The organism is Streptomyces sp. NPDC045021, assembly GCF_056432645.1.
Genome location: NZ_JBWKIQ010000003.1, coordinates 446,950 through 469,174 on the forward strand (window position 1 = coordinate 446,950; position 22,225 = coordinate 469,174).

The 22,225-nt window shown below is 71.7% G+C and carries 19 protein-coding genes; 12 read left to right on the plus strand and 7 right to left on the minus strand.

What is annotated here, in order from left to right:
* Window positions 1–307: 307 nt before the first annotated feature.
* The 6 genes from AC07DC_RS13250 to AC07DC_RS13275 all read left to right on the plus strand — a co-directional run bounded on the left by AC07DC_RS13250 (window position 308) and on the right by AC07DC_RS13275 (window position 7,592).
* Window positions 308–961 carry a hypothetical protein gene (locus AC07DC_RS13250; RefSeq protein ID WP_478914464.1) on the plus strand — a complete coding sequence of 218 codons (654 nt, stop codon included), beginning with the start codon at window positions 308–310 and terminating at the stop codon, window positions 959–961.
* 48 nt (window positions 962–1,009) lie between these two features.
* Window positions 1,010–1,855: a DegV family protein gene (locus AC07DC_RS13255; protein ID WP_478914465.1), complete on the plus strand. Its 846-nt coding sequence runs from the start codon at window positions 1,010–1,012 to the stop codon at window positions 1,853–1,855.
* Between the two features lie 365 nt (window positions 1,856–2,220).
* Entirely contained in the window at window positions 2,221–2,991 is a 771-nt protein-coding gene (locus tag AC07DC_RS13260) for a ComEA family DNA-binding protein (protein ID WP_478914466.1), read from the plus strand.
* A gap of 203 nt (window positions 2,992–3,194) precedes the next feature.
* On the plus strand, window positions 3,195–5,648 hold the full coding sequence (locus AC07DC_RS13265) for a ComEC/Rec2 family competence protein (RefSeq protein ID WP_478914639.1): 2,454 nt from the start codon (window positions 3,195–3,197) through the stop codon (window positions 5,646–5,648).
* A 43-nt stretch (window positions 5,649–5,691) separates the two neighbouring features.
* Window positions 5,692–6,309, plus strand: coding sequence for a helix-turn-helix domain-containing protein (locus tag AC07DC_RS13270; RefSeq protein WP_478914467.1), 618 nt, complete (start codon window positions 5,692–5,694; stop codon window positions 6,307–6,309).
* A 2-nt stretch (window positions 6,310–6,311) separates the two neighbouring features.
* Entirely contained in the window at window positions 6,312–7,592 is a 1,281-nt protein-coding gene (locus AC07DC_RS13275) for an MFS transporter (protein WP_478914468.1), read from the plus strand.
* 19 nt (window positions 7,593–7,611) lie between these two features.
* On the opposite strand, the gene AC07DC_RS13280 is transcribed toward AC07DC_RS13275, so the two are convergent.
* The 3 genes from AC07DC_RS13280 to AC07DC_RS13290 all read right to left on the minus strand — a co-directional run bounded on the left by AC07DC_RS13280 (window position 7,612) and on the right by AC07DC_RS13290 (window position 10,104).
* Window positions 7,612–9,060, minus strand: a complete 1,449-nt coding sequence (locus AC07DC_RS13280) for an APC family permease (protein ID WP_478914469.1) — start codon at window positions 9,058–9,060, stop codon at window positions 7,612–7,614.
* Between the two features lie 211 nt (window positions 9,061–9,271).
* Window positions 9,272–9,757, minus strand: coding sequence for a pyridoxamine 5'-phosphate oxidase family protein (locus AC07DC_RS13285; RefSeq protein ID WP_478914470.1), 486 nt, complete (start codon window positions 9,755–9,757; stop codon window positions 9,272–9,274).
* Window positions 9,758–9,852: 95 nt separating this feature from the next.
* The gene (locus AC07DC_RS13290) at window positions 9,853–10,104 is read right to left on the minus strand and encodes a hypothetical protein (protein ID WP_478914471.1); all 252 of its coding nucleotides are present in this window, start codon (window positions 10,102–10,104) and stop codon (window positions 9,853–9,855) included.
* Between the two features lie 57 nt (window positions 10,105–10,161).
* Here AC07DC_RS13290 and holA point away from each other — a divergent pair, with 57 nt between their 5' ends.
* On the plus strand, window positions 10,162–11,148 hold the full coding sequence (holA, locus tag AC07DC_RS13295; protein WP_478914472.1) for a DNA polymerase III subunit delta: 987 nt from the start codon (window positions 10,162–10,164) through the stop codon (window positions 11,146–11,148).
* Between the two features lie 121 nt (window positions 11,149–11,269).
* Here holA and AC07DC_RS13300 read toward each other — a convergent pair whose 3' ends face one another.
* On the minus strand, window positions 11,270–12,133 hold the full coding sequence (locus AC07DC_RS13300; RefSeq protein WP_478914473.1) for a hypothetical protein: 864 nt from the start codon (window positions 12,131–12,133) through the stop codon (window positions 11,270–11,272).
* Between the two features lie 203 nt (window positions 12,134–12,336).
* Window positions 12,337–12,603 (minus strand): 30S ribosomal protein S20, encoded by a 267-nt coding sequence (rpsT, locus tag AC07DC_RS13305; RefSeq protein WP_478914474.1) that lies wholly within the window; start codon window positions 12,601–12,603, stop codon window positions 12,337–12,339.
* Window positions 12,604–12,800: 197 nt separating this feature from the next.
* Between rpsT and lepA the strand changes: the two genes are divergently transcribed.
* The 3 genes from lepA to hemW all read left to right on the plus strand — a co-directional run bounded on the left by lepA (window position 12,801) and on the right by hemW (window position 18,199).
* The gene (gene lepA / locus AC07DC_RS13310; RefSeq protein ID WP_478914475.1) at window positions 12,801–14,687 is read left to right on the plus strand and encodes a translation elongation factor 4; all 1,887 of its coding nucleotides are present in this window, start codon (window positions 12,801–12,803) and stop codon (window positions 14,685–14,687) included.
* Between the two features lie 285 nt (window positions 14,688–14,972).
* Window positions 14,973–16,862 carry an AMP-dependent synthetase/ligase gene (locus AC07DC_RS13315; RefSeq protein ID WP_478914476.1) on the plus strand — a complete coding sequence of 630 codons (1,890 nt, stop codon included), beginning with the start codon at window positions 14,973–14,975 and terminating at the stop codon, window positions 16,860–16,862.
* A gap of 104 nt (window positions 16,863–16,966) precedes the next feature.
* Window positions 16,967–18,199: a radical SAM family heme chaperone HemW gene (hemW, locus tag AC07DC_RS13320; RefSeq protein WP_478914477.1), complete on the plus strand. Its 1,233-nt coding sequence runs from the start codon at window positions 16,967–16,969 to the stop codon at window positions 18,197–18,199.
* Between the two features lie 109 nt (window positions 18,200–18,308).
* Here the strand turns inward: hemW and AC07DC_RS13325 are convergent, their stop codons facing one another.
* Both AC07DC_RS13325 and AC07DC_RS13330 read right to left on the minus strand, forming a co-directional pair.
* A complete protein-coding gene (locus AC07DC_RS13325) occupies window positions 18,309–19,142 on the minus strand; it encodes a DUF3097 domain-containing protein (RefSeq protein ID WP_478914478.1) in 834 nt (277 codons plus the stop codon).
* A gap of 38 nt (window positions 19,143–19,180) precedes the next feature.
* The gene (locus tag AC07DC_RS13330) at window positions 19,181–19,906 is read right to left on the minus strand and encodes an MBL fold metallo-hydrolase (protein WP_478914479.1); all 726 of its coding nucleotides are present in this window, start codon (window positions 19,904–19,906) and stop codon (window positions 19,181–19,183) included.
* Window positions 19,907–20,074: 168 nt separating this feature from the next.
* Here AC07DC_RS13330 and hrcA point away from each other — a divergent pair, with 168 nt between their 5' ends.
* Window positions 20,075–21,091, plus strand: a complete 1,017-nt coding sequence (gene hrcA / locus AC07DC_RS13335; RefSeq protein ID WP_138353257.1) for a heat-inducible transcriptional repressor HrcA — start codon at window positions 20,075–20,077, stop codon at window positions 21,089–21,091.
* Window positions 21,092–22,225, plus strand: coding sequence for a molecular chaperone DnaJ (gene dnaJ, locus AC07DC_RS13340; protein ID WP_138353165.1), 1,134 nt, complete (start codon window positions 21,092–21,094; stop codon window positions 22,223–22,225).

Genomic DNA, 22,225 nt, shown 5'->3' on the forward strand with positions numbered 1-22,225 from the left:
CGCCCGGCGAGCCGGGCGGCGGTCACGGGCCGAGCGGGGCGGTGTCACTGGTTGAGCAGGGCTGTCATCAGCGGGTGAACCGGGTGATTGCCACGGGCTGGGCCGGGCTATTGCCACGGGCTGTGGGCCGGGCGATGGTCACCTTACGAGCGGGCGGGCATCACCGGCTGAGCCGGGCGCCGGGTACCAGGGGTTTCCCTTACGGGCGGATTGGGGGTTCCTACGGAGCCACCGATCCGCCCGGTGCGATTACCGTTGACGGTGCGGCCACCCGGCTGCCCGCGCCCGTTCGACCGGAGGAGCACCCGTGGATATCGCCGTCGTTGTGCTGCTGCTGCTCTTCGCGTCGTTCGTGACGTTGGGCGTCGTGGCCGCGGTACGGACCGTGCGAGCGGTGAAGCGCAGCGTGGAGCGCGGTAGCGCGCAGGCCCGCCGGGTCGTCGAGGACACCGCCCTCAAGGCGCGCCGCTACACGCTGATGGGCGCGGCGGGCGACCTGGCGCAACTCCGTCTGGACCTGCGCAGCTCCATCGACAGCACCTACCGGGCGCTGGAAGCCGGTGCGTCCGAGGACGCCTCGCTCTCCGAGGCGGCCGCCCTGCTCGCCCGGCTCAACGATCACGCGCGCGTGCTGGACAGCGAGCTGAGGGTGCTGGAGCGCGAGCCGGACAAGGCGCGGATCGCCGATCGGCTGCCGTCCCTGGCCGAGCGCACCGAGCGCATCACCCACTCCGCCGACGCGCTGCGCTGGGCCGCCCAGGACCGGGCGCGGCAGTTCGCGGACGACGATCTGACGTCGCTGGCGCAGCAGATCGACATCGAGGCCGGAGCCCTGCGGCACTGGGCGCCGAGCACGCTGCCGACCGGCGGTCCCGGTTCTGCCGGTACTCCCACCGGCAGTCCCATCGGTGGTCCGATCGACAGTCCGGCGGGCGATCCCAAGCACATCAGCCGATCTTGACCGGGGCCGCACTGTCGCCGCGCCCGGGCCCCGGGTAACCTCCCGCACATGTCCCCGCATGTCGCTATCGTCACGGATTCCACGGCCTACCTGTCGCAGGAGGCGCTGGCCCGGCACGGCATCACCGTCGTTCCGCTGACCGTGGTGATCGGCGACGAGGCGCTCGAAGAGGGCACGGAGATCTCCGCCCCGGCGGTTGCCAGGGCCCTGCAGCGCCGGCGTCCGGTGACGACCTCCCGGCCCAGCCCGGCGGAGTTCGCCGCGTGCTACCGGGCCGTGGCGGACGCGGGGGCGGACCACATCGTCTCCCTGCACCTGTCCGCCGAGTTCTCCGGCACCTATGACGCGGCGCTGGTCGCCGCGCGCGACGCGCCCGTTCCGGTACGGGTCGTCGACACCGGCATGGTCGCGATGGCGCTCGGTTTCACGGTCCTGGCGGCGGCCGAGACCGCCGCGTCGGGGGGTTCGGCCGACGAGGTCGTGGCCGCCGCGGAGAAGCGCGCGGCGGACACCATGGCGTACTTCTACGTGGACACCCTGGACTACCTGCGGCGGGGCGGACGGATCGGCGCGGCGCAGGCGCTGCTCGGGTCGGCGCTGGCGGTCAAGCCGATCCTGCAGCTGGTGGACGGCAGGATCGAGCCGCTGGAGAAGGTCCGTACGGCCTCCCGGGCGATCACGCGGCTGGAGGAGATCGTCGTCGAGCGGGCCGGGTCCCGGCGGGTGGCCATCGCGGTCCACCACCTGGCCGCCGCCGACCGTGCGGCGGCGCTGGCGGAACGGCTGCGGGAGCGGGTGCCGGGGCTGGACGAGCTGGTGGTGAGCGAGGTGGGCGCGGTGATCGGCGCGCACGCGGGGCCGGGGCTGCTCGGAGCGGTGATTTCACCGCATTGAGTGAGCGAGTTGTCCACAACTCGTGGGTTTTCCACAGGGTTTGGCAGTGATCATCTTTGTGCGGCGATCCCGCTTAGTTTCGCGGCATGGGAACAACAGCGCTCACCGCGATCAGCCGCCGTCGTAGTCACGTCCAGGGCAATCGGGGCGTTCGGAGCCGCCAGGGCCGCCCGGGCCGCCAGAACCTCCTCCAGGAGACGGTGGGGCAGCGCGCCGCCGCGCTCTTCGATCCACCCGGCCGGCGGGGCGAAGACCCGCATCCGCTTGCTGGTTCCGCCGACTCCGCCACTGCTCCTGCTCGTGCCCCTGCTGCTGATCCCCCTCCCGGTGCCGCTTCGGTTGGGGCCTCGCCTGCTCCTCCGGTTGTGGCGTCGGCGCTTGAGGACGTGCCGCGGTTCCGGCTGACCCCGGCCGAGCGGTTACGAGCCTTGCGGGGCTGGCTGTACGTGCGCTGCGGCCTCGAGTTCAGGACCGCTGTGGCGCTGCTGGTCGTTCTGGCCATTGCCGTCGGCTTCGCGGTGCAGCACTTCTGGACCGGGCGCCCGCGGACGGTCTCGGCCCCGGCGCGACTCGACGGGCCGTCGCCCGGCGCCTCACTGATCCCGACACGGGGTCCGGGGTCCGGGCCGGACGGTTCCGCGCCGGAGGGTTCCGGACCGGGTGGGTTCGGGCCGGGTGGGTTCGGGCCGGGTGTGCCGCCTTCCGCCGTGGCGGGGAAGACGATCCTGACGGTGGATGTGGCGGGCAAGGCGCGCCATCCCGGGGTGCGCAGGCTGCCCGCCGGGTCGCGGGTGGCCGACGCTCTCGCGGCGGCCGGTGGTGCGCTCCCGGGGACGGACACGAGCGCGCTCAACCTTGCCCGGGTGCTCGCCGACGGTGAGCAGGTCGTCGTCGGCGGGCCGCCCGCGCCCGCCGCCCCGGGGCCGAGCGGCGGTGCGCCCGCCGGGCCTGTGAGTCTCAACTCCGCGACCGGCGCCCAGCTGGAGACCTTGCCGGGCGTCGGCCCGGTCCTGGCCCAGCACATCCTCGACTACCGCGCCCAGCACGGCGGCTTCGCCTCCGTCGACGAGCTGCGCAACGTGACCGGAATCGGTGACCGGCGTTTTTCCGATCTCAAGCCCCTGGTCCAGCCGTGACCGGTCCCAGGGCGGGGCCCGGTGCCGCGCCGGACCGCCCGGCGAACGCGGCGGGCGCCGCGGGCACCGCGGCACGTTCGGCCGTGCACGCGGCGGCCGCGTCACCGCTGGGCGCGTCCAACCCGCACCAGGAGGGACCTGCGGACCTGCGGCTCGTGCCGCCGGCCCTCGCCGCCTGGTTCGCGGCGGCGGTCGCCCTGGGGATGCCGGGAGGGGTGGCGGCCTGGTGTGCCGTGGCCGCCGCCGTACTGGGGGCGGCGCTGCTGGTGGCCGGGCGGGCGCGGCCTGCCGCCGGGTTGGCGGCGGCCACCGCCACCGCGCTGCTGTGCGCTTCCGCCGCGACGGCGGTCGCGGCGCTGCATGCGGCCGACGGGCATCGAGGGCCGCTGCCGGAGCTGGCCGCCGAACATGCCCACGCCGTCGTCGAGTTGAGGATCACCGGCGACCCGAGGTCGACCCGCCCGCACGTCCGGGGCGCGGCCCGTGCCCCGGAGGCCGTGATGGTCGAGGCGGAGGCCGTCCGTGTCACCGCGCACGGCGTGACCACCAGGATCCGCACTCCGGTCCTGGTCATCGCCGAAACGGACACACCGCCAGGGCCAGGAGCGGGCCCGCGATCGGGACCGGGATCGGAACACTGGCCGGGGAAACGGTCGGGGCCGGGAGCGCGCCGGGCCGCGTCGATCCCCGGAGGTGATGGGGCGTCAGCAGCGGCCGACGATCCGTGGCTCGGGCTGCTGCCGTCCACCCGCGTCGTCGTGGCGGCGCGGATCGCACCGCCCGCCCGGCCCGGCGAGCGGAGCGCCGCCGTGCTGTCGGTGCACGGGCCGCCGCGCGTCAGTGGTCCGCCCACGGCGGTGCAGCGCTTCGCGGGCCGGCTCCGGGCGGGCCTGCGCGCGGCGACGGACGGGCTGCCACCCGATGCGCGGGCGCTGCTCCCCGGGCTCGTCGTCGGGGACACCTCACGGCTCACTTCCGAACTGCGCGAGGTGTTCCGGGCCACGGATCTGACCCATCTGACGGCGGTCTCCGGTTCGAATCTGACCATTGTCCTGCTGCTGCTCATCGGTCCGCCCGGCCTCGCCATCCGCGCCGAGCGGCGCGGGCTCGCCCCGCGGATCGGGATCCCGCTGCGCATGACCGCCGCCCTCGGTGGGCTGCTCACCGTCGGGTTCGTCATTGTCTGCCGCCCGGATCCGAGCGTGCTGCGGGCCGCCGCCTGCGGTCTGATCACGCTACTGGCGATCGGTACGGGCCGGCGCCGCTCCCTGCTGCCGGCGCTGGCCGCGGCGGTGCTGCTCCTCGTCCTCTACGACCCCTGGCTGGCCCGCTCCTACGGGTTCCTGCTGTCGGTGCTGGCCACCGGCGCGCTCCTGACGATCTCCCCGCGGTGGAGCGCGGCTCTGCGCCGCCGCGGGGTGCCGCCGGGACCGGCCGAGGCGCTGGGCGCGGCGGGCGCGGCGCAGGCGGTCTGCGCTCCGGTGATCGTGGTGCTCGCCGGGCAGGTGAGCCTGGTCGCGATCCCGTGCAACCTGCTCGCGGAACTGGCGGTGGGGCCGGCCACGGTGCTCGGGTTCGCGGCGCTGGCCGCCGCGCCGTTCGCGATGCCGGCCGCAGAGGCACTGGCATGGCTGGCCGGATGGCCCACCAGCTGGATCGCGGCCGTCGCCCGGCACGGCGCCGCGCTGCCCGGAGCCGGGATCGGCTGGCCCGGCGGCTGGGGCGGCGGCCTGCTGCTCGCCGTACTCACCGCGGCAGTTGTGACGACGGGCCGCCGCCTGGCCGCCCGCCCGTGGCCCTGCGCGGCGGCCGCGTTCCTGCTGCTGCTCGCGGTGGTGCGGCCCGTACAGCTCCCGCGCGTCATCACGGGCTGGCCGCCGCCCGGGTGGCGGCTCGCGATGTGCGATGTGGGGCAGGGGGATTCCCTGGTGCTGTCCGGGGCGGACGGGTCGGCCGTCGTCATCGACGCGGGGCCGGAGCCGGCCCTCGCCGACCGCTGCCTGCGATCGCTGGGAGTGACCTCGATCGCGCTGCTGATCCTGACCCACTTCCACGCCGACCATGTGGACGGGCTCCCGGGGGTGCTGCGCGGCCGCAGGGTCGGTGCGATCGAGACCACGACGCTGGACGAACCCCCCGAGCAGGCGGCCTTCGTCCGCAGACAGGCGGCCGCGGCGCGGATCCCGGTGGTCCGCGCGGTGGCGGGGGAGCGGCGCCGGCTGGGAGCGCTGGAGTGGCAGCTGCTCTGGCCGCCCGCGGACCCCGGGGCGCTGCCGGACAACGGCCCGAACGACTCCAGCGTCGTCCTGCTGGTCCGTACGGCGGGGCTGACGTTCCTGCTCCTCGGCGACCTGGAGCCGCCGGCCCAACGGCAGCTGCTGGCCGCCGTTCCCGATCTGCCCCGGGTGGATGTCCTGAAGGTCGCGCACCACGGCTCGGCGTACCAGGACCCGGTCCTGCTCGCCCGGCTCCGGCCGCGCCTGGCACTCATCTCCTGCGGCGCGGACAACCCGTACGGCCACCCGGCGCCGCGTACGGTCGCGGCGCTGCGCGCGCGGGGCGCGACGGTGCTGCGGACGGACACCGACGGCTCGGTCGCGGTGGTGGGGGACCGTCCGGACGATCTACGGGCCACCGTGGTGGGGAGCGCTATGTAAAGACTTCGTTGTAAAGACTTCTTTCTAAAGGTATCTTTACATCATGGCCGAGAGGAAGATACAGCTCACCGACCCACGTGCCCTGCGGGCCTACGCCCACCCGACGCGCATGATGCTCACCGGCCTGCTCCGCCGGGAGGGACCGTTCACCGCGACGCGCGCCGCGGAGCTGACGGGGGAGTCCGTCGCCAGCTGCTCCTACCATCTGCGGGTGCTCGCCAAGTTCGGGCTGGTCGAGGAGGCCGAGGGCGGCCGCGGCCGGCAGAAGCCGTGGCGGGCCACGGCGCGCTTCACGGACTGGCCCGGCTACTCGGACGACCCGGCGGTGGCGGAAGCGGCCGACGCGCTCACCGTCGCCGTCGCCGAGAGCTACTTCCAGAAGATGACCAAGGCGCTGGAGACCCGCCGCGAACTGCCGCGCGCCTGGCAGGAGGCGGAGCACTTCGGCGACAGGGCGCTGTACCTCACTCCGGAGGAACTGACCGCGCTGGGCGCGAAGGTGGACGAGCTGCTGGAGGCGTTCGCGGACCGCGATACGGATCCCGCACTCCGTCCCGAGGGCGCCCAACGCGTCTCCTTCCTGCGGATCGCCTTCCTGGACCGGGAAACCGAACCACACGCCCCTGACAGCGAGCACGCCTCCGACACCGCCGAGGAGTAGCCATGAACGTCGCCGAGCGCGTGCCGGCTCTGCTGCGCGAACGCCCGTTCCGCCGGTACTGGACCGGCCAGACCGTCTCGCTCTTCGGCGATCAGGTGTCATTCCTCGCGATACCGCTCGCGGCCGTCCTGGTGCTGCACGCGGATGCCGCGCAGATGGGCTGGCTCTCCGCCGCGGGTCTGCTGCCGGCCCTGCTGTTCTCGCTGCCCACGGGCGCCTGGGCCGACCGGAGGGGCAGCCGGCGGCGCATCATGATCGCCGCCGACCTGGTGCGCGCCGCGCTGATGCTCTCGCTGCCCGCCGCCTACGCTCTGGACGCGCTGACCCTCACCCACCTGTATGTGATCGCCTTCGCCGTCGGCGCCTGCAGTGTCGCCTTCGACGTCTCCAACGCCACGCTCTTCGTCTCCCTCGTGCGGCCCGGCCAGTACGTGGACGGCAACGCGCTCGTCAACGGCAGCCGGGCCTTCTCCTTCGTGGCGGGACCCAGCGTGGGCGGACTGCTGGTGCAGTTACTCGCCGCACCGCTCACGCTGCTCGTCGACGCCGTCTCCTACCTGGTCTCGGCCGGCTACCTGGCACGCATTTCCCCGGTGGAACCACCGGCGGCCCCGGCGGAGAAGGGGCACTTCACCGCCGGGCTGCGGTTCATAGCGGGCTCTCGCGTCCTGCGCCCGCTGCTGGCCGCCGCCGCGACGGTGAACTTCTTCAACTTCGTCTTCCACACCGTCGTCGTGCTCTACGCGGTCGGTGAACTCGGCCTGAACGCGGGCGTTCTGGGGCTGGTGATCGGCGCCGGGGCGGTCGGCGGACTCATCGGTGCGGCTCTCAGCGGCCGGATCGTCCGGCGGGTCGGTATCGGCCCGGCGGTCGTCCTCGGCTTCGTGGTCTTCCCCACCCCGCTGATCCTGGTGCCGCTGGCCGGCGGACCCACCCCGCTGGTCCTCGCCCTGCTCTTCCTCGCCGAATTCGGCTCCGGATTCGGGGTGATGGTGCTCGACATAGCCAGCGGCTCCCTGCAGAGCGCCGTCATCCCCGACCGGCTGCGGGCCCGGGTGACCGGGGCCTACCGCATGCTCAACCACGGCATCCGTCCGCTCGGCGCCCTCGCGGGCGGCGTGCTCGGCACGGCACTCGGACTGCGGCCCACCCTGTGGATCGCCACCGCCGGTGGAGTGCTGTGCGTCCTGTGGCTGCTGCCCTCGCCGGTGCCCCGGATACGCGAACTCCCGGACCAGGAGGAGATCCCGGCCCGGGAGGCCACTGCGATGGAACCGGCGTGACGCGGCGCCGCCCGCGCCGTCAGACGGCCGCGTGCGTCGCGGGCTCCTCGTCCAGGCCGAGCTGCTCCTCGGGCACCGTGATCACCCAGCGGGTGTTCTGGCGGGGTCGCAGGTAGAGCAGCCAGTACAGACAGGCGACGGCCACGATGCCGCCGGTGATCGCGAGGTCCTTGATCTCCTGCACGTACAGCACGTAGGCCATCACCAGGATCAGGACCACCGGGATCGCGGGCCACAGCGGCATCCGCCACGCGGGCCGCGACTTGTGGGTGCCGCGCCGGGAGGCGAGGGCGCCGATCGCCACCAGCAGGTACATCCCGGCGACCGCGACCCCGGTGACGTTGGTGAGGGTGTCCAGCGGCGCGAAGCAGAGCGCCGCACCCGGCAGGCCGACCGCGAGGGTGGCCACCCACGGCGAGCCGAAGCGGTTGCTCAGGGTGGAGAACGCGTTGTTGACCGGCCGCGGCCAGGCACGGTCGCGGGCCGAGGCGTAGAGCACCCGGGAGTTCTGGATGACCATGACGATGCCCGCGTTGATGATCGCCAACGCGATGCAGAGGCTGACGAACGTCCCCACGGCCGAGTTGCTCCAGGCCTTCACCATCGCCGAGAGGTTGCCCTCGGTCAGGGTCTGCAGATCGGGCGCGCCCAGCGTGATCGCGATGGTGGGGACGATGACGACCACGGCGCCGATACCCAGCGTCCACAGCACGGTCCGCGAGACGTTGCGGCGCGGGTTCTCCATCTCCTCCGACAGGTACACCGCCGTGCTGAAGCCCTGCAGCACGAAGAGCGCGACGGCCAGCCCCGCGACGATCGCGCCGCCGGTGAGGGCCGCGGTGGCCGGGCTGCCCGCTGCGCCGCCCGTCGCCTCGACGACCGGGTGGATGAGCGTGGACGCCGAACGGGAGGAGTGCGAGAAGCCGAGGACGGCGACCACTCCGGCCGCGATGACCTCCAGGACCAGGAAGACGCCGGTGATCCAGGCGTTGGCCCGCAGATCGAGCAGGCCCATGACGGTGGCCAGCAGCATGACGCCCGCCCCCGCCAGCTGGCCGTTGATGTGCATGATCGGTTCGAGGTATTCGCCGGTGCCGAGCGCGATGATCGGCGGCACGATCATCACCACGATCAGCGACAGGATGAAGACGATCCAGCCCGCCAGCCGTCCGATCAGCGTCCCGACCATGGCGTACTCGCCGCCCGCGCTGGGGATGAGCGTTCCCAGCTCGGAGTAGCAGAAGGCCACCGCGATGCAGAGCACGGCCGCGATCACGATGGTCAGCGCCGTTCCGGTCCCCAGATCCCCGAAGAGGCCCGGCACGATGACGAAGAGCGACGAGGCGGGTGTCAGGCAGGAGAGCGTCAGCAGCGTGCCGCCCACCACACCGATGGACCGGGTGAGGGCCTTCGGCGGGGTGACGGGCGGCGCGATGGGGGAGTGCGGAGGGCGCAGCGTGTCAGTCATGCGGGGTCCGATCAGGAGGTGCTGAGGGGGCTTACCGCCTCCGGTCCAGGGAAAATCGAAGCGGAACGACCGCTTCATCCCCGGCATCAAACCCCGGCTGCCAAGAACGCGTCAATAGATTCAGAACAACGAAATCCGTCGTCAATATCGCCGTTCCATGGTGTATGCGAAGCAATGGATCACCTGATCTATCGACCTCGACAGATTCTCGCTAGATGATCCACTGCCCCTCACGCATGAGTTCGCGGTCCTTCAACTCGGCCACGGTGCCCCACGCCTGGATGGTGTGCGGCTGGATCCGGAACCACAGATAGGACGGTCCGTCGGCGCGCGGATCCCAGTCGCCCTTCGCGGCGAAGGCGTCACCGATCTCGACGGGCAGCTCCGCCGCGGTCAGGGTCGTGGCCGTGGCGTCGATCTGCACAACGTCGCGGGTGTGCCCCAGGCAGACCCGCAGCAGCCCGCTGTCCCGCAGATTGCGGCCGGTGGGATTGGTACCGCGGGTGGACAGCCACAGCGCCTCGCCGTCCCACAGGAAGAACAGCGGCACCAGGCACGGCGTCCCCTGGGCGTCGGCGGTGGCGACCCATACGTCCGCGTCGTGTTCGAGCCGGTGCAGCGCCTCGTCCTTGCGCTGCTTCAGGCTCCGGGGACCGGTCGGAACGGGAGGGGTGAGTGGTTCGGCAGGTGTCGTCATGCCCCGCGACGCTACCGAGGGCCGGCGGGCGTCGCCACAGGCCGCGGTCCTACATCTCCGGACCTAGGACCGTGTCGACGTCGTGACTGGCCCCGTCACTCGCGGGGCAGCTCGCGCCAGCCGTCGAACTCCTCCGCCAGGGCGTGCAGGGCGGCGCCTTCGAGCAGCCCCTCCTCGTCCTCCACCACCACCAGCCACTGGGCGTCCTCGGCGTCGTCCTCGCCGGCCAGGGCGTCACGGACGAGCTGCGGCTCGAAGGCGAGGCCGAAACGCTCCATGGCCGCCTCGGCGGCCTCCTCGGCGGCATCGCGGTCGGGCAGCACCAGGACATGTCGTACGTCGCTCACGGGACCATTCTCCGCCATGGCCGCCGCTGTCAGTGCCCCGTGGGATGCTGGTCCGCGATGGCCAGGAAGAGTTCCCCAGACGATCTGCTCGCTCCGCTCACGCTCGCCGTGGGCCAGGAGGACCTGCTGCTCGACCGCGCCGTGCGGGAGGTGATCGTGGCGGCGCGCGCCGCCGACGCCGACACCGATGTACGTGACCTCGCCCCCGGAGCGCTGCAGCCGGGCACCCTCGCCGAGCTGACCAGCCCCTCGCTCTTCGCCGAGCGCAAGGTCGTCATCGTGCGCGAGGCGCAGGACCTCGGCGCGGAAACGATCAAGGACGTCAAGGCGTACCTGGACTCGCCCGCCGAGGAGATCACCCTGGTGCTGCTGCACGCCGGCGGTGCCAAGGGCAAGGCGCTGCTGGACGCGGCCCGCAAGGCGGGGGCCCGCGAGGTCGCCTGCCCGAAGATGACCAAGCCGGCCGACCGGCTGGCGTTCGTCCGGGGCGAGTTCCGCGCCCTGGGCCGCTCCGCGACCCCCGAGGCCACCCAGACGCTGGTCGACGCCATCGGCAGCGATCTGCGCGAGCTGGCCAGCGCCGCCGCCCAGCTGGTCGCCGATGTCGAGGGCACGATCGACGAGGCCGTCGTCGCCCGGTACTACACGGGCCGCGCCGAGGCCACCGGCTTCGAGGTCGCCGACTTCGCCGTCACCGGTCGGACCGCGGAGGCGCTGGAGCGGCTGCGCTGGGCCCTCTCGGTGGGCCAGCCGCTGCCCGGCATCACCTTCGCCCTCGCCTCGGGCGTGCGCGCCATCGGCAAGCTCGCCTCCGCCCCCCGCGGCGCCAACCCCGGCCAGCTCGCCCGCGACCTGGGCATGCCCCCGTGGAAGATCGACCGGGTGCGCCAGCAGATGCGCGGCTGGACCGGCGACGGGGTCTCCGCCGCGCTGCGCGCCGTCGCCGAGGCGGACGCCGCGGTCAAGGGCGGCAGCGCGGACCCCGCGTACGCCCTGGAGAAGGCCGTCGTGGCCGTGGCCCGCGCCGCCCGAGCCCGCTCGTAGCACCGCGCTCGCTCCTGGAACCCGCCGCGCCCGCTCCCAGCACCGCGCCCGCTCCCCAAAACAGCAAGCGGACGGGCCCAGGGCCACACCGCCCCCGAGCCCGTCCGTCAGCCTGCCTGCCTCAGTTCTTCAGCTTGGCCAGCGTCGCGGTCGTGGAGCTCTTCACCCAGCCGGTGACCTCGCTCACCGACGGCGGGGACTTGTCCTTGTCGAGCGAGGACAGGTACATGCTCCAGCCCATCTGGTACGTCATCCAGCCGTCCCGCACGGCCAGCGTCACCGAGCGCGAGCCCGACGAGCCGCTGATCGTGTCCTCGGTGATCAGGTAGGCCGCGTCGCCGAAGCCGCTGACCTTCTCGGCCTTGTAGTCGCCCTTGCGCTGCGTGTAGCTCTCCCACCGCGCCACGAACTCGGCCGACGGGTCGGTCGTCTTGTGCAGTTGCACCGTGGTGGACAGATAGGCGTCCGCGTAGGTCGACCCCGACGCCTTCAGGTCCATGTCGCAGTACATGTCGTCCAGCGCGTCGTGCTTGAGCGTGTACGTCACCGGGGAGCTGTCGGTCTCCGGGTAGGTGCCCTTGAAGGCCGAGACGTCGGCGGCCGTGCAGACATCGGACTGGACCTTGTACCCCTTGAGGTCGGCGGTCGCGCTGTCCTTCCCGCCGAGCAGGAACACCCCGCCGCCCCAGAGCGCGGACGCGACCACCGCGCCCACGGCCGCCCACAGCACGGCCTTCCCGGCGCCCGAGCCACCGCCCGGCGGCGGGGGAGGCAGCTGCGGTACCGGCGGCTGGCTCTGCGGTCCGTAGTAGGACCCCGGCGGGCCCCCCGGCTGGCCCGGCTGCTGCGGTATCTGCTGCGGCACGGGCTGCGCGTACGGATTCTGCTGCGCCGGAACCGGCGGCCCGAACCCGGGCGAGGGCTGCGCTGCGGACTGCGGACCCGGATACGGGTAGGCGCTCGGCTGATCAGGCGGCGTCGACATGCCGTGAGGATATGGCAACGCCGAAGGCCCCGCTGCCGTCCCGTGAGGATGGCATCGGGGCCTTCGGATCAAGCTGTGCGCCGCACCCGCGTGGCGAACGGCCGAGCGCGGCGCGATGTCTTCAGGTTGCCGGTCCGGGCGGTAGAGGGGCCGCTGGTTCCGTTTCCGGCGAGGTGGGGCCCCAGGGGCCCCGGTGGAACAGGTCAGGCCTTGATCGAGGCGACCTTGTGAGCCAGCGCGGACTTCTTGTTCGCGGCCTGGTTCTTGTGGATGACGCCCTTGCTGACGGCCTTGTCGAGCTTCTGCGCGGCCTCGCGGTTGGCGACAGTGGCCTTCTCGAGGTCACCGGTCGCCGCAGCCTCGCGGGCCTTGCGGATCGCGGTCTTGAGCGCGGACTTGACCGCCTTGTTGCGCAGGCGCGCCTTCTCGTTGGTCTTGTTCCGCTTGATCTGGGACTTGATGTTCGCCACGAAAGAGCCTTCTCAGGTTCGGGTACTTTTCATTGAGCGCCTCGGGTCACAGGGCACGAGGCACAGTGCTCCAGGCTACCAGCCGCCCGCACGACCTCCCAAACCGGTCCCAGGCCGTCAGCCGTGGGACGATGGGGGTCAACGTATCGATCCGCCTACAGACGTCAGACGTCAAGCGTCGAGAAACAGGACCCTGCGTGCCCGCGACCCCGACCAATGTTCCGCAGCCGAGCCGTACCGACCCGGCGCTGATCCGTAACTTCTGCATCATCGCGCACATCGACCATGGCAAGTCGACGCTCGCCGACCGGATGCTCCAGCTGACCGGCGTGGTCGATCAGCGGCAGATGCGCGCCCAGTACCTCGATCGCATGGACATCGAGCGTGAGCGTGGCATCACCATCAAGTCTCAGGCGGTCCGGTTGCCCTGGGCGCCCACCGACGGCGAGCCCACGGCCCCGACCCACATCCTGAACATGATCGACACCCCGGGCCACGTGGACTTCACGTACGAGGTCTCGCGGTCGCTCGCCGCCTGCGAGGGCACGGTCCTCCTCGTCGACGCCGCGCAGGGGATCGAGGCCCAGACCCTCGCCAACCTGTACCTGGCGCTGGAGAACGACCTCACGATCATCCCGGTTCTCAACAAGATCGACCTGCCGGCCGCCCAGCCGGAGAAGTTCGCCGAAGAGCTGGCGCACATCATCGGCTGTGACCCCGCCGATGTGCTCAAGGTCTCCGCGAAGACCGGCATCGGCGTGCCCGAGCTGCTCAACGAGGTCGTACAGAAGGTGCCGGCCCCGGTCGGCGCCAACATCTCCGAGGCCCCGGCCCGCGCGATGATCTTCGACTCGGTCTATGACTCCTACCGTGGCGTGGTCACGTACGTGCGGGTCGTGGACGGCGAGCTCAAGAAGCGCGAGCGCATCCAGATGATGTCGACCGGCGCGACCCACGAGCTGCTGGAGATCGGCATCTCCGGCCCGGAGATGACACCCTCCGACGGCCTCGGCGTCGGTGAGGTCGGCTACATCATCACCGGTGTGAAGGACGTCCGGCAGTCCAGGGTCGGTGACACGATCACGTCGCAGGCCAAGGGCGCCACCGTGGCCCTGGGCGGCTACAAGGACCCCAAGCCGATGGTGTTCTCCGGGCTGTACCCGCTCGACGGCTCGGACTACCCCGAGCTGCGCGAGGCGCTGGACAAGCTCCAGCTCAACGACGCCGCGCTGGTCTACGAGCCGGAGACCTCGGCCGCGCTCGGCTTCGGCTTCCGCGTCGGCTTCCTCGGCCTGCTGCACCTGGACGTGGTCCGCGAGCGGCTGGAGCGCGAGTTCGGTCTCGAACTGATCGCCACCGCGCCCAACGTGGTCTACCGCGTGGTGATGGAGGACCGCTCCGAGCACATCGTCACCAACCCGAGCGAGTTCCCCGAGGGCAAGATCACCTCGGTGTACGAGCCGATGGTGAAGTCGACCATCCTCGCGCCGAACGAGTTCGTCGGCGCGATCATGGAGCTGTGCCAGTCCCGCCGCGGCTCGCTGCTGGGCATGGACTACCTGTCGGCGGACCGCGTCGAGCTGCGCTACGACCTGCCGATGGCCGAGATCGTCTTCGACTTCTTCGACAACCTGAAGTCCAAGACCCGCGGCTACGCGTCGCTGGACTACGAGCCCAAGGGCGAGCAGACCGCCGACCTCGTCAAGGTCGACATCCTGCTGCACCACGACAAGGTGGACGCGTTCTCCGCCATCCTGCACAAGGACAAGGCGTACGCGTACGGCGTCCGGATGGTCGACAAGCTGCGCAAGCTCATCCCGCGGCAGAACTTCGAGATCCCGATCCAGGCCGCGGTCGGCAGCCGCGTCATCGCCCGTGAGACGGTCCGCGCGATCCGCAAGGACGTGCTCGCCAAGTGCTACGGCGGCGACATCTCCCGTAAGCGCAAGCTGCTGGAGAAGCAGAAGGAAGGCAAGAAGCGGATGAAGATGGTCGGCAGCGTGGAGGTCCCGCAGGAGGCCTTCATCGCGGTGCTGTCCACCGACTCCGACGGCGGCGGCAGCGAGAGCAAGGGCAAGAAGTAGCTCCCGGCGGCCGTCAACGCGCCGCAACGGCCGTCAACGCGCCGCACTCGCGCCCAGGGCGCCCCTCCGGAAACGGACGGGCGCCCTCCGCGTTTCCGGTACGGTCCGTGTCCGCAACCCCCACCTGCGACGGGTTCGAAGCATGTACCTGGCACCTACTCGATTGGTTACGGTTGCAACGAGCGGCCCGAAGCCCCTTACGCGCCGGGCGATGGGCCTCTACTCTGATCGCGACGCAGAGGTTACTGGTGAGTTAACAGAGCAGGCGCGGGCCCGGAGGATGTCGTGACAGAGACACAGACGCTGATCGAGACCCGACCGCCATCCGTGGCGACACTCTTCTTGGAACGGGTGGAGTCGACGCCGGACGCGGAGGCGTACCGCTACCCCGTGATCGACGCGGCCGGGGGCCCGGACAGCTGGCATTCGCTGACCTGGGGCGAGGCCTCGGGCCGGGTGTTCGCGATCGCGGCCGGTCTGATGGACCTGGGGATCCGGTCCGAGGAGCGGGTGGCGATCGCCTCCGCGACGCGGGTCGAGTGGATCCTCGCCGACCTCGGGGTGCTGTGCGCGGGTGCGGCCACCACCACGGTCTACCCCAGCACCAACGCCGACGAGACGGCCTTCATCCTCGCGGACTCCGGCAGCCGGGTGCTGATCGCGGAGGACGCCGCGCAGGTCGCCAAGGCCCGCGAGCGGCGGGCGGAGCTTCCCGAGCTGGCCCATGTGATCGTGATCGACGCCACCGGCGTCGAGGACGCCGACGCCTCCGGCAGTGACGGCTGGGTCCTCTCGCTGGCCGAGCTGGAGCGGCGTGGGGCGGCGTATCTGGAGAAGCACCCCGAGGCGGTCAAGGCCGCTGTCGGCGCCATCACCCGCGACCAGCTCGCGACGCTCATCTACACCTCCGGCACCACCGGCCGCCCCAAGGGCGTGCGGCTGCCGCACGACTGCTGGGCCTACATGGCCCGCGCGATTCAGGCGGTCGGCCTGCTCGACGAGAACGACGTCCAGTACCTGTGGCTGCCACTGGCACACGTCTTCGGCAAGGTGCTGACGGCCGGGCACATCACGGTGGGACACATCACCGCCGTGGACGGCCGGGTCGACAAGATCATCACCAATCTGCCGCTGGTCCAGCCGACCTACATGGCGGCCGTGCCGAGGATCTTCGAGAAGGTCTACAACGGTGTGGCGGCCAAGGCCCGTGCGGGCGGCGGCGCCAAGTACAAGATCTTCAAGTGGGCGTCGGAAGTGGCCCGCGAGTACGCCAAGGTCACCCAGAACAACCTGCGGCTGACCGGCAAGGCGACCGCCCCCTTCGGGCTCTCCACCAAGCACGCCGTGGCCGACAAGCTCGTCTACGCCAAGATCCGCGAGGCGTTCGGCGGCCGGCTGCGCGCCTGCGTCTCCGGCTCCGCCGCGCTGGCGCCCGAGATCGGCTACTTCTTCTCCGGCGTCGGTATCCACATCCTGGAGGGGTACGGGCTCACCGAGTCCAGCGCCGCCAGCTTCATCAATCCCGGTGAGTCGTACCGCACCGGCACCGTCGGCAAGCCGCTGCCCGGCCTCGAGGTCCGGATCGCGGAGGACGGCGAGATCATGCTGCGCGGCCCCGGCATCATGCAGGGCTACCACGGCCTGCCGGAGAAGACCGCCGAGGTCCTGGAGCCCGACGGCTGGTTCCACACCGGTGACATCGGCGAGCTGTCCGCGGACGGCTTCCTGACGATCACCGACCGCAAAAAGGACATCATCAAGAACTCGAACGGCAAGTACATCGCGCCCGCCGCGGTGGAAGGCCAGTTCAAGGCGGTCTGCCCGTTCGTCAGCAACGTCCTGGTGATCGGCGCGGACCGGAATTTCTGCACCGCGCTGCTCGCCCTGGACGAGCCGACGATTCTCGGCTGGGCCGGCGAGAACGGGCTCGAAGGCAAGAGCTACGCCGACGTGGTCGCCTCCCCGCAGGCCCGCGAGCTGATCGAGGCCTATGTGGTGCGCGTCAACGAGGGGCTGCAGCGCTGGCAGCAGATCAAGCAGTTCCGGCTGCTGCCGCGCGACCTGGACGTCGAGCACGGCGACCTGACCCCCAGCCTCAAGCTGAAGCGGCCGGTCGTCGAGCGGGAGTTCCAGTCGCTGATCGACGACATGTACGCGGGATCGCACGAGGCGTAGCCGGGGCGGCGCCCGTCCTTTCGACGCTGTGAGCGGCGGGCCCTGCGGGGTCCGCCGCCGAGCGGGTGGGACGAGCGGCCTCGCCGGGGGCGGACAATGGGGTCATGCCTTCCGTACTGCCTGATGGTGAGCCGATGCCCGAGGACGGGGCGCTGCCCGCGAGCGCGCTCGCAGGGGCGGACGCCCGGCCGCTGGGGTTCTACCTGCACGTCCCGTACTGCGCCACCCGCTGCGGCTACTGCGACTTCAACACCTACACCGCGAGCGAGCTGCGCGGCTCCGGCGGCGTGCTCGCCTCGCGGGAGAACTACGCGGACTATCTGATCGACGAGGTCCGGCTCGCCCGCAAGGTGCTCGGCGACGACCCGCGCCAGGTCGAGACCGTCTTCGTCGGCGGCGGCACGCCGACCCTGCTCCCGGCCGCCGACCTGGTCAGGATGCTGGCCGCGATCCGTGACGAGTTCGGCCTCGCGCCGGGCGCGGAGATCTCCACGGAGGCCAACCCGGAATCCGTCGACCCCGCCTATCTGACGGAGCTGCGGGCCGGCGGCTACAACCGGGTCTCGTTCGGCATGCAGAGCGCGAAGCAGCACGTTCTGAAGATCCTGGACCGCAAACACACCCCGGGCCGGCCGGAAGCGTGCGTCGCGGAGGCGCGCGCCGCCGGGTTCGAGCACGTCAACCTGGACCTGATCTACGGCACGCCGGGCGAGTCGGACGACGATTGGCGGGCCTCCCTGGACGCGGCGATCGGCGCGGGACCCGACCATGTGTCGGCGTACGCCCTGATCGTTGAGGAGGGCACCCAGCTGGCGCGGCGGATCCGCCGCGGCGAGGTGCCGATGACCGACGACGACGTCCACGCCGACCGGTATCTGATCGCCGACGAGCGGTTCGCCGCGGCCGGATTCGACTGGTACGAGGTGTCGAACTGGGCGACGTCCGAGCCGGGGCGCTGCCGACACAACGAGCTGTACTGGACCGGCGCCGACTGGTGGGGCGCGGGCCCCGGCGCACACAGCCACGTCGGCGGCGTGCGGTGGTGGAACGTCAAGCACCCGGGCGCGTACGCGCAGGCTCTGTCGGAGGGGCGCAGCCCCGGCGCGGGACGGGAACTGCTCGCGGACGAGGACCGGCGCGTCGAGCGGATCCTGCTGGAGCTGCGGCTCGCTGCCGGCTGCCCGCTGGACCTGCTCGCTCCGGCGGGGGCGGCGGCCGCGGCGCGAGCGGTGACCGACGGGCTGCTCCAGCCGGAGCCCTATGCGGCCGGGCGGGCCGTTCTCACGCTGCGGGGCCGGCTGCTGGCCGACGCGGTGGTGCGGGACCTGGTCGACTGAGCGGGTGGGGGGCGAATCAGCCCGTCCGGCGTTTGAGGACCAAGGGGGCCTGGGGGCTTGCCCCCAGTTTCGGGAAGGGGCGGGGTAGGGGAACAGCCCCGCAGGGCACTCACGGTGCCGTGACGAAGTCGATCAGTTCCTCCACGCGCCCCAGCAGGACCGGCTCCAGGTCCTTGTAGGACCGCACCGAGGCCAGGATCCGCTGCCACGCCTCGCCCGTCGTCTCCCGCCAGCCCAGCGCCTCGCAGACGCCCGTCTTCCAGTCCTGGCCGCGCGGCACCGTCGGCCAGGCGGGGATGCCGACCGAGGACGGCTTCACGGCCTCCCAGACGTCGATGTAGGGGTGGCCGACGACCAGGACATCGCTGACACCGCTGACCTGGCTCGCGATCCGGGACTCCTTGGAGCCCGGCACCAGGTGGTCGACGAGGACACCGAGCCGGGCATCCGGGCCGGGGGAGAAGGCGGCGACGATCGCCGGCAGGTCGTCGATGCCCTCCAGGTACTCGACGACGATGCCCTCGACGCGCAGGTCGTGCCCCCAGACCCGCTCGACCAGCTCCGCGTCGTGCCGGCCCTCCACGTAGATCCGCCCCGCCCGCGCCACCCGGGCGCGGGCGCCCTGCACCGCGATCGAGCCCGACGCGGACAGCAGCGGCCCGCGCTGCGCCCCGGGAGCGCCGGTACGCGGGCGGACGAGGGTGACGGGTTTGCCGTCGAGCAGGAAGCCGCGCGGCTCCATCGGGAAGACCCGGTGCTTGCCGAAGCGGTCCTCCAGCGTCACGGTCAGCCCCTCCGCCGTCTTCTCGCAGCGGACCACCGCCCCGCAGAAGCCCGTCGAGACCTCCTCCACCACCAGATCCGGCTCCGCCGCCACCTCGGGCGCGGGCACGCTCTTCTTCCACGGTGGGGTGAGGTCGGGGCCGTACTCTCTGCTGCGCATGGGGCGGATCGTATCGAGGACAGCGTCCTGGGCGGGCGCTACGACGCGGTGAACCGGGCGGTCAGGGCGTCGCGTTGGGCGCGGACGAAGCGGGCGTCCACGACCGCGCCGTGGCCGGGGACGTACAGCGCGGTCTCGCCGCCCAGCGCGAGCAGCCGGTCGAGGGTGGCGGGCCAGGCGGCCGGGACGGCGTCGGGGCCCGCGAGCGGTTCGCCGGACTCCTCGACGAGGTCGCCGCAGAAGACGACAGCGGGCGTGCCCGGGACGTACACGGCCAGGTCGTGGGTGGTGTGGCCGGTGCCGGGGTGGAAGAGGCGGGCCGTACGGCCGCCGCCGAGGTCGAGTTCGTACGCGTCCTCGACGAGCCGGTCCGGGCGGACCAGGACGTCGGCGGCCTCGGCCGCGGGACCGGGGTCGACGCCGTGCGTGACCGCGTCCTCGCGGAGCGCGTCCCGTCCGCGCTCCAGGCAGCCGTCGAGCGCCGGGTGCCCGTACACCCGCACCCCGGAGAAGGCGGCGGTGCCGAAGACGTGGTCGAAGTGCCCGTGGGTGAGGGCGATGTGCGTGACGGGGCGCCCGGTCAGTTCCCGCACCTGCAGCCGGAGTCGAGCGCCCTCGGCGATGGTGGAGCCGGTGTCGATGAGCAGCACGCTCTCGTCACCGACGACGAGGCCGATCGTGACGTCCAGGAAGGGAAGACGGCGGCGGGCGACGCCGGGAGCCAGGTGCTCCCAGCCGTCGGTGCCGGACTCTGCGGTATCCACACTGTGACGCTATCGCCGGGGACCCCTCCCCGCGCGCTACCGTTGCGACCCTTGCCGGGGCCTTGCTACTCCGCCGTACACTGACTGCGGGGGATGCTGGCACTCGTATCGGATGAGTGCCAGGCCACGGCAGTGCTGGTGCGGGATCTACGGCTGGAGGTGTGCGCGATGCTCAGCGAACGCAGACTCGAAGTACTGCGCGCCATCGTCCAGGACTATGTGGGCACGGAGGAGCCGGTCGGCTCCAAGGCGCTCACCGAGCGCCATGGCCTGGGCGTCTCGCCGGCCACGGTGCGCAACGACATGGCGGCGCTGGAGGACGAGGGCTACATCCACCAGCCCCACACCAGCGCGGGCCGGATCCCCACGGACAAGGGGTACCGGCTGTTCGTCGACAAGCTGGCCGGAGTGAAGCCGCTCACGTCCGCCGAGCGCCGCGCGATCCAGAACTTCCTGGACGGCGCGGTGGATCTCGACGATGTGGTGGGCCGCACCGTACGGCTGCTCGCGCAGCTCACCCGGCAGGTCGCCGTCGTCCAGTACCCGTCGCTCACCCGTTCCTCGGTGCGCCACGTCGAGCTGCTGGCGCTGGCCCCGGCGCGGATCATGCTGGTCCTCATCACGGACACCGGACGCGTCGAGCAGCGGCTCATCGACTGCCCGGCGCCGATGAGCGACACGCTGCTCGCCGATGTGCGGGCCCGGTTGAACGCCCGGGTGGTGGGCCGCCGGTTCGCGGATGTCCCGCCGCTGGTGGCGGATCTGCCGGACGGCTTCGAGTACGACGACCGGCCGTCGGTGTCGATCCTGCTGGCGACGCTGCTGGAGACGCTCGTCGAGGAGACCGAGGAGCGCATCATGCTCGGCGGCGCGGCGAACCTCACGCGCTTCAACCACGACTTCCCGTTGACGATCCGGCCGGTGATGGAAGCCCTTGAGGAGCAGATGGTGCTCCTCAAGCTCCTCGGTGAGGCCAACGACTCGGGCATGACCGTGCGGATCGGGCATGAGAATTTTCACGAGGGCTTGAATTCCACATCCGTTGTGGCGGTCGGCTACGGTTCGGGCGACGAGGCAGTCGCCAAACTCGGTGTGGTCGGACCGACCCGCATGGACTACCCCGGAACGATGGGAGCGGTACGCGCAGTGGCACGTTACGTCGGACAGATCCTGGCGGAGTCGTAAGTGGCCACGGACTATTACGCGGTCCTTGGCGTGCGCCGTGACGCCGGACAGGACGAGATCAAGAAGGCCTTCCGCCGACTCGCGCGCGAGCTGCATCCGGATGTGAATCCGGATCCGAAGACCCAGGAGCGGTTCAAGGAGATCAACGCCGCGTACGAGGTGCTCTCGGACCCGGCGAAGAAGCAGGTCTACGACCTGGGCGGGGACCCCCTGTCGTCCTCCGGCGGCGGAGGCGCGGGCGGCTTCGGTGCCGGCTTCGGCAACTTCAGCGACATCATGGACGCCTTCTTCGGGCAGTCCCAGCAGCGCGGGCCGCGGTCGCGGACCCGGCGCGGCCAGGACGCCATGATCCGGCTGGAGATCGAGCTGGACGAGGCGGCCTTCGGCACCACGAAGGACCTCCAGGTCGACACGGCGGTGACGTGCGGCACCTGCTCCGGCGAGGGCGCGGCGCCCGGCACGGCGGCGCAGACCTGCGACATGTGCCGTGGCCGCGGTGAGGTCTCGCAGGTCACCCGGTCCTTCCTGGGCCAGGTCATGACCTCGCGGCCGTGCCCGCAGTGCCAGGGCTTCGGCACCGTCGTGCCGACCCCGTGCCCCGAGTGCGCGGGCGACGGCCGGGTCAGGTCCCGCCGTACGCTCACGGTCAAGATCCCGGCGGGCGTCGACAACGGCACCCGTATCCAGCTGGCGGGCGAGGGCGAGGTCGGCCCCGGCGGCGGCCCCGCAGGCGACCTGTACGTCGAGATCCGGGAGCTTCCGCACCCGACCTTCCAGCGGCGCGGCGACGATCTGCACTGCACGGTCACCATCCCGATGACGGCGGCCTCCCTGGGCACCAAATGCCCGCTGGAGACGCTCGACGGCATGGAGGAGATCGACGTCAGGCCGGGTACCCAGTCCGGCCAGTCGATCCCGCTGCACCAGCGCGGGGTGACCCATCTGCGGGGCGGCGGCCGCGGTGACCTGATCGTGCACGTCGAGGTCATCACGCCCAACAAGCTCGACGCCGCACAGGAGGACCTGCTGCGGCAGCTGGCCAAGTTGCGGGGCGAGGAGCGGCCCACCGGTCACTTCCAGCCGGGTCAGCAGGGGCTGTTCTCCCGGTTGAAGGACGCTTTCAACGGCCGCTGA

Coding starts and splice junctions, on each gene's coding strand:
- AC07DC_RS13255 (WP_478914465.1), top strand. CDS start 1,010: ATGTCCCCGCATGTCGCTATCGTCACGGATTCCACGGCCTACCTGTCG.
- AC07DC_RS13265 (WP_478914639.1), top strand. CDS start 3,195: ATGCCGGGAGGGGTGGCGGCCTGGTGTGCCGTGGCCGCCGCCGTACTG.
- AC07DC_RS13270 (WP_478914467.1), top strand. CDS start 5,692: ATGGCCGAGAGGAAGATACAGCTCACCGACCCACGTGCCCTGCGGGCC.
- AC07DC_RS13275 (WP_478914468.1), top strand. CDS start 6,312: ATGAACGTCGCCGAGCGCGTGCCGGCTCTGCTGCGCGAACGCCCGTTC.
- AC07DC_RS13280 (WP_478914469.1), bottom strand. CDS start 9,060: ATGACTGACACGCTGCGCCCTCCGCACTCCCCCATCGCGCCGCCCGTC.
- AC07DC_RS13285 (WP_478914470.1), bottom strand. CDS start 9,757: ATGACGACACCTGCCGAACCACTCACCCCTCCCGTTCCGACCGGTCCC.
- holA (WP_478914472.1), top strand. CDS start 10,162: ATGGCCAGGAAGAGTTCCCCAGACGATCTGCTCGCTCCGCTCACGCTC.
- AC07DC_RS13300 (WP_478914473.1), bottom strand. CDS start 12,133: ATGTCGACGCCGCCTGATCAGCCGAGCGCCTACCCGTATCCGGGTCCG.
- hemW (WP_478914477.1), top strand. CDS start 16,967: ATGCCTTCCGTACTGCCTGATGGTGAGCCGATGCCCGAGGACGGGGCG.
- AC07DC_RS13325 (WP_478914478.1), bottom strand. CDS start 19,142: ATGCGCAGCAGAGAGTACGGCCCCGACCTCACCCCACCGTGGAAGAAG.
- hrcA (WP_138353257.1), top strand. CDS start 20,075: ATGCTCAGCGAACGCAGACTCGAAGTACTGCGCGCCATCGTCCAGGAC.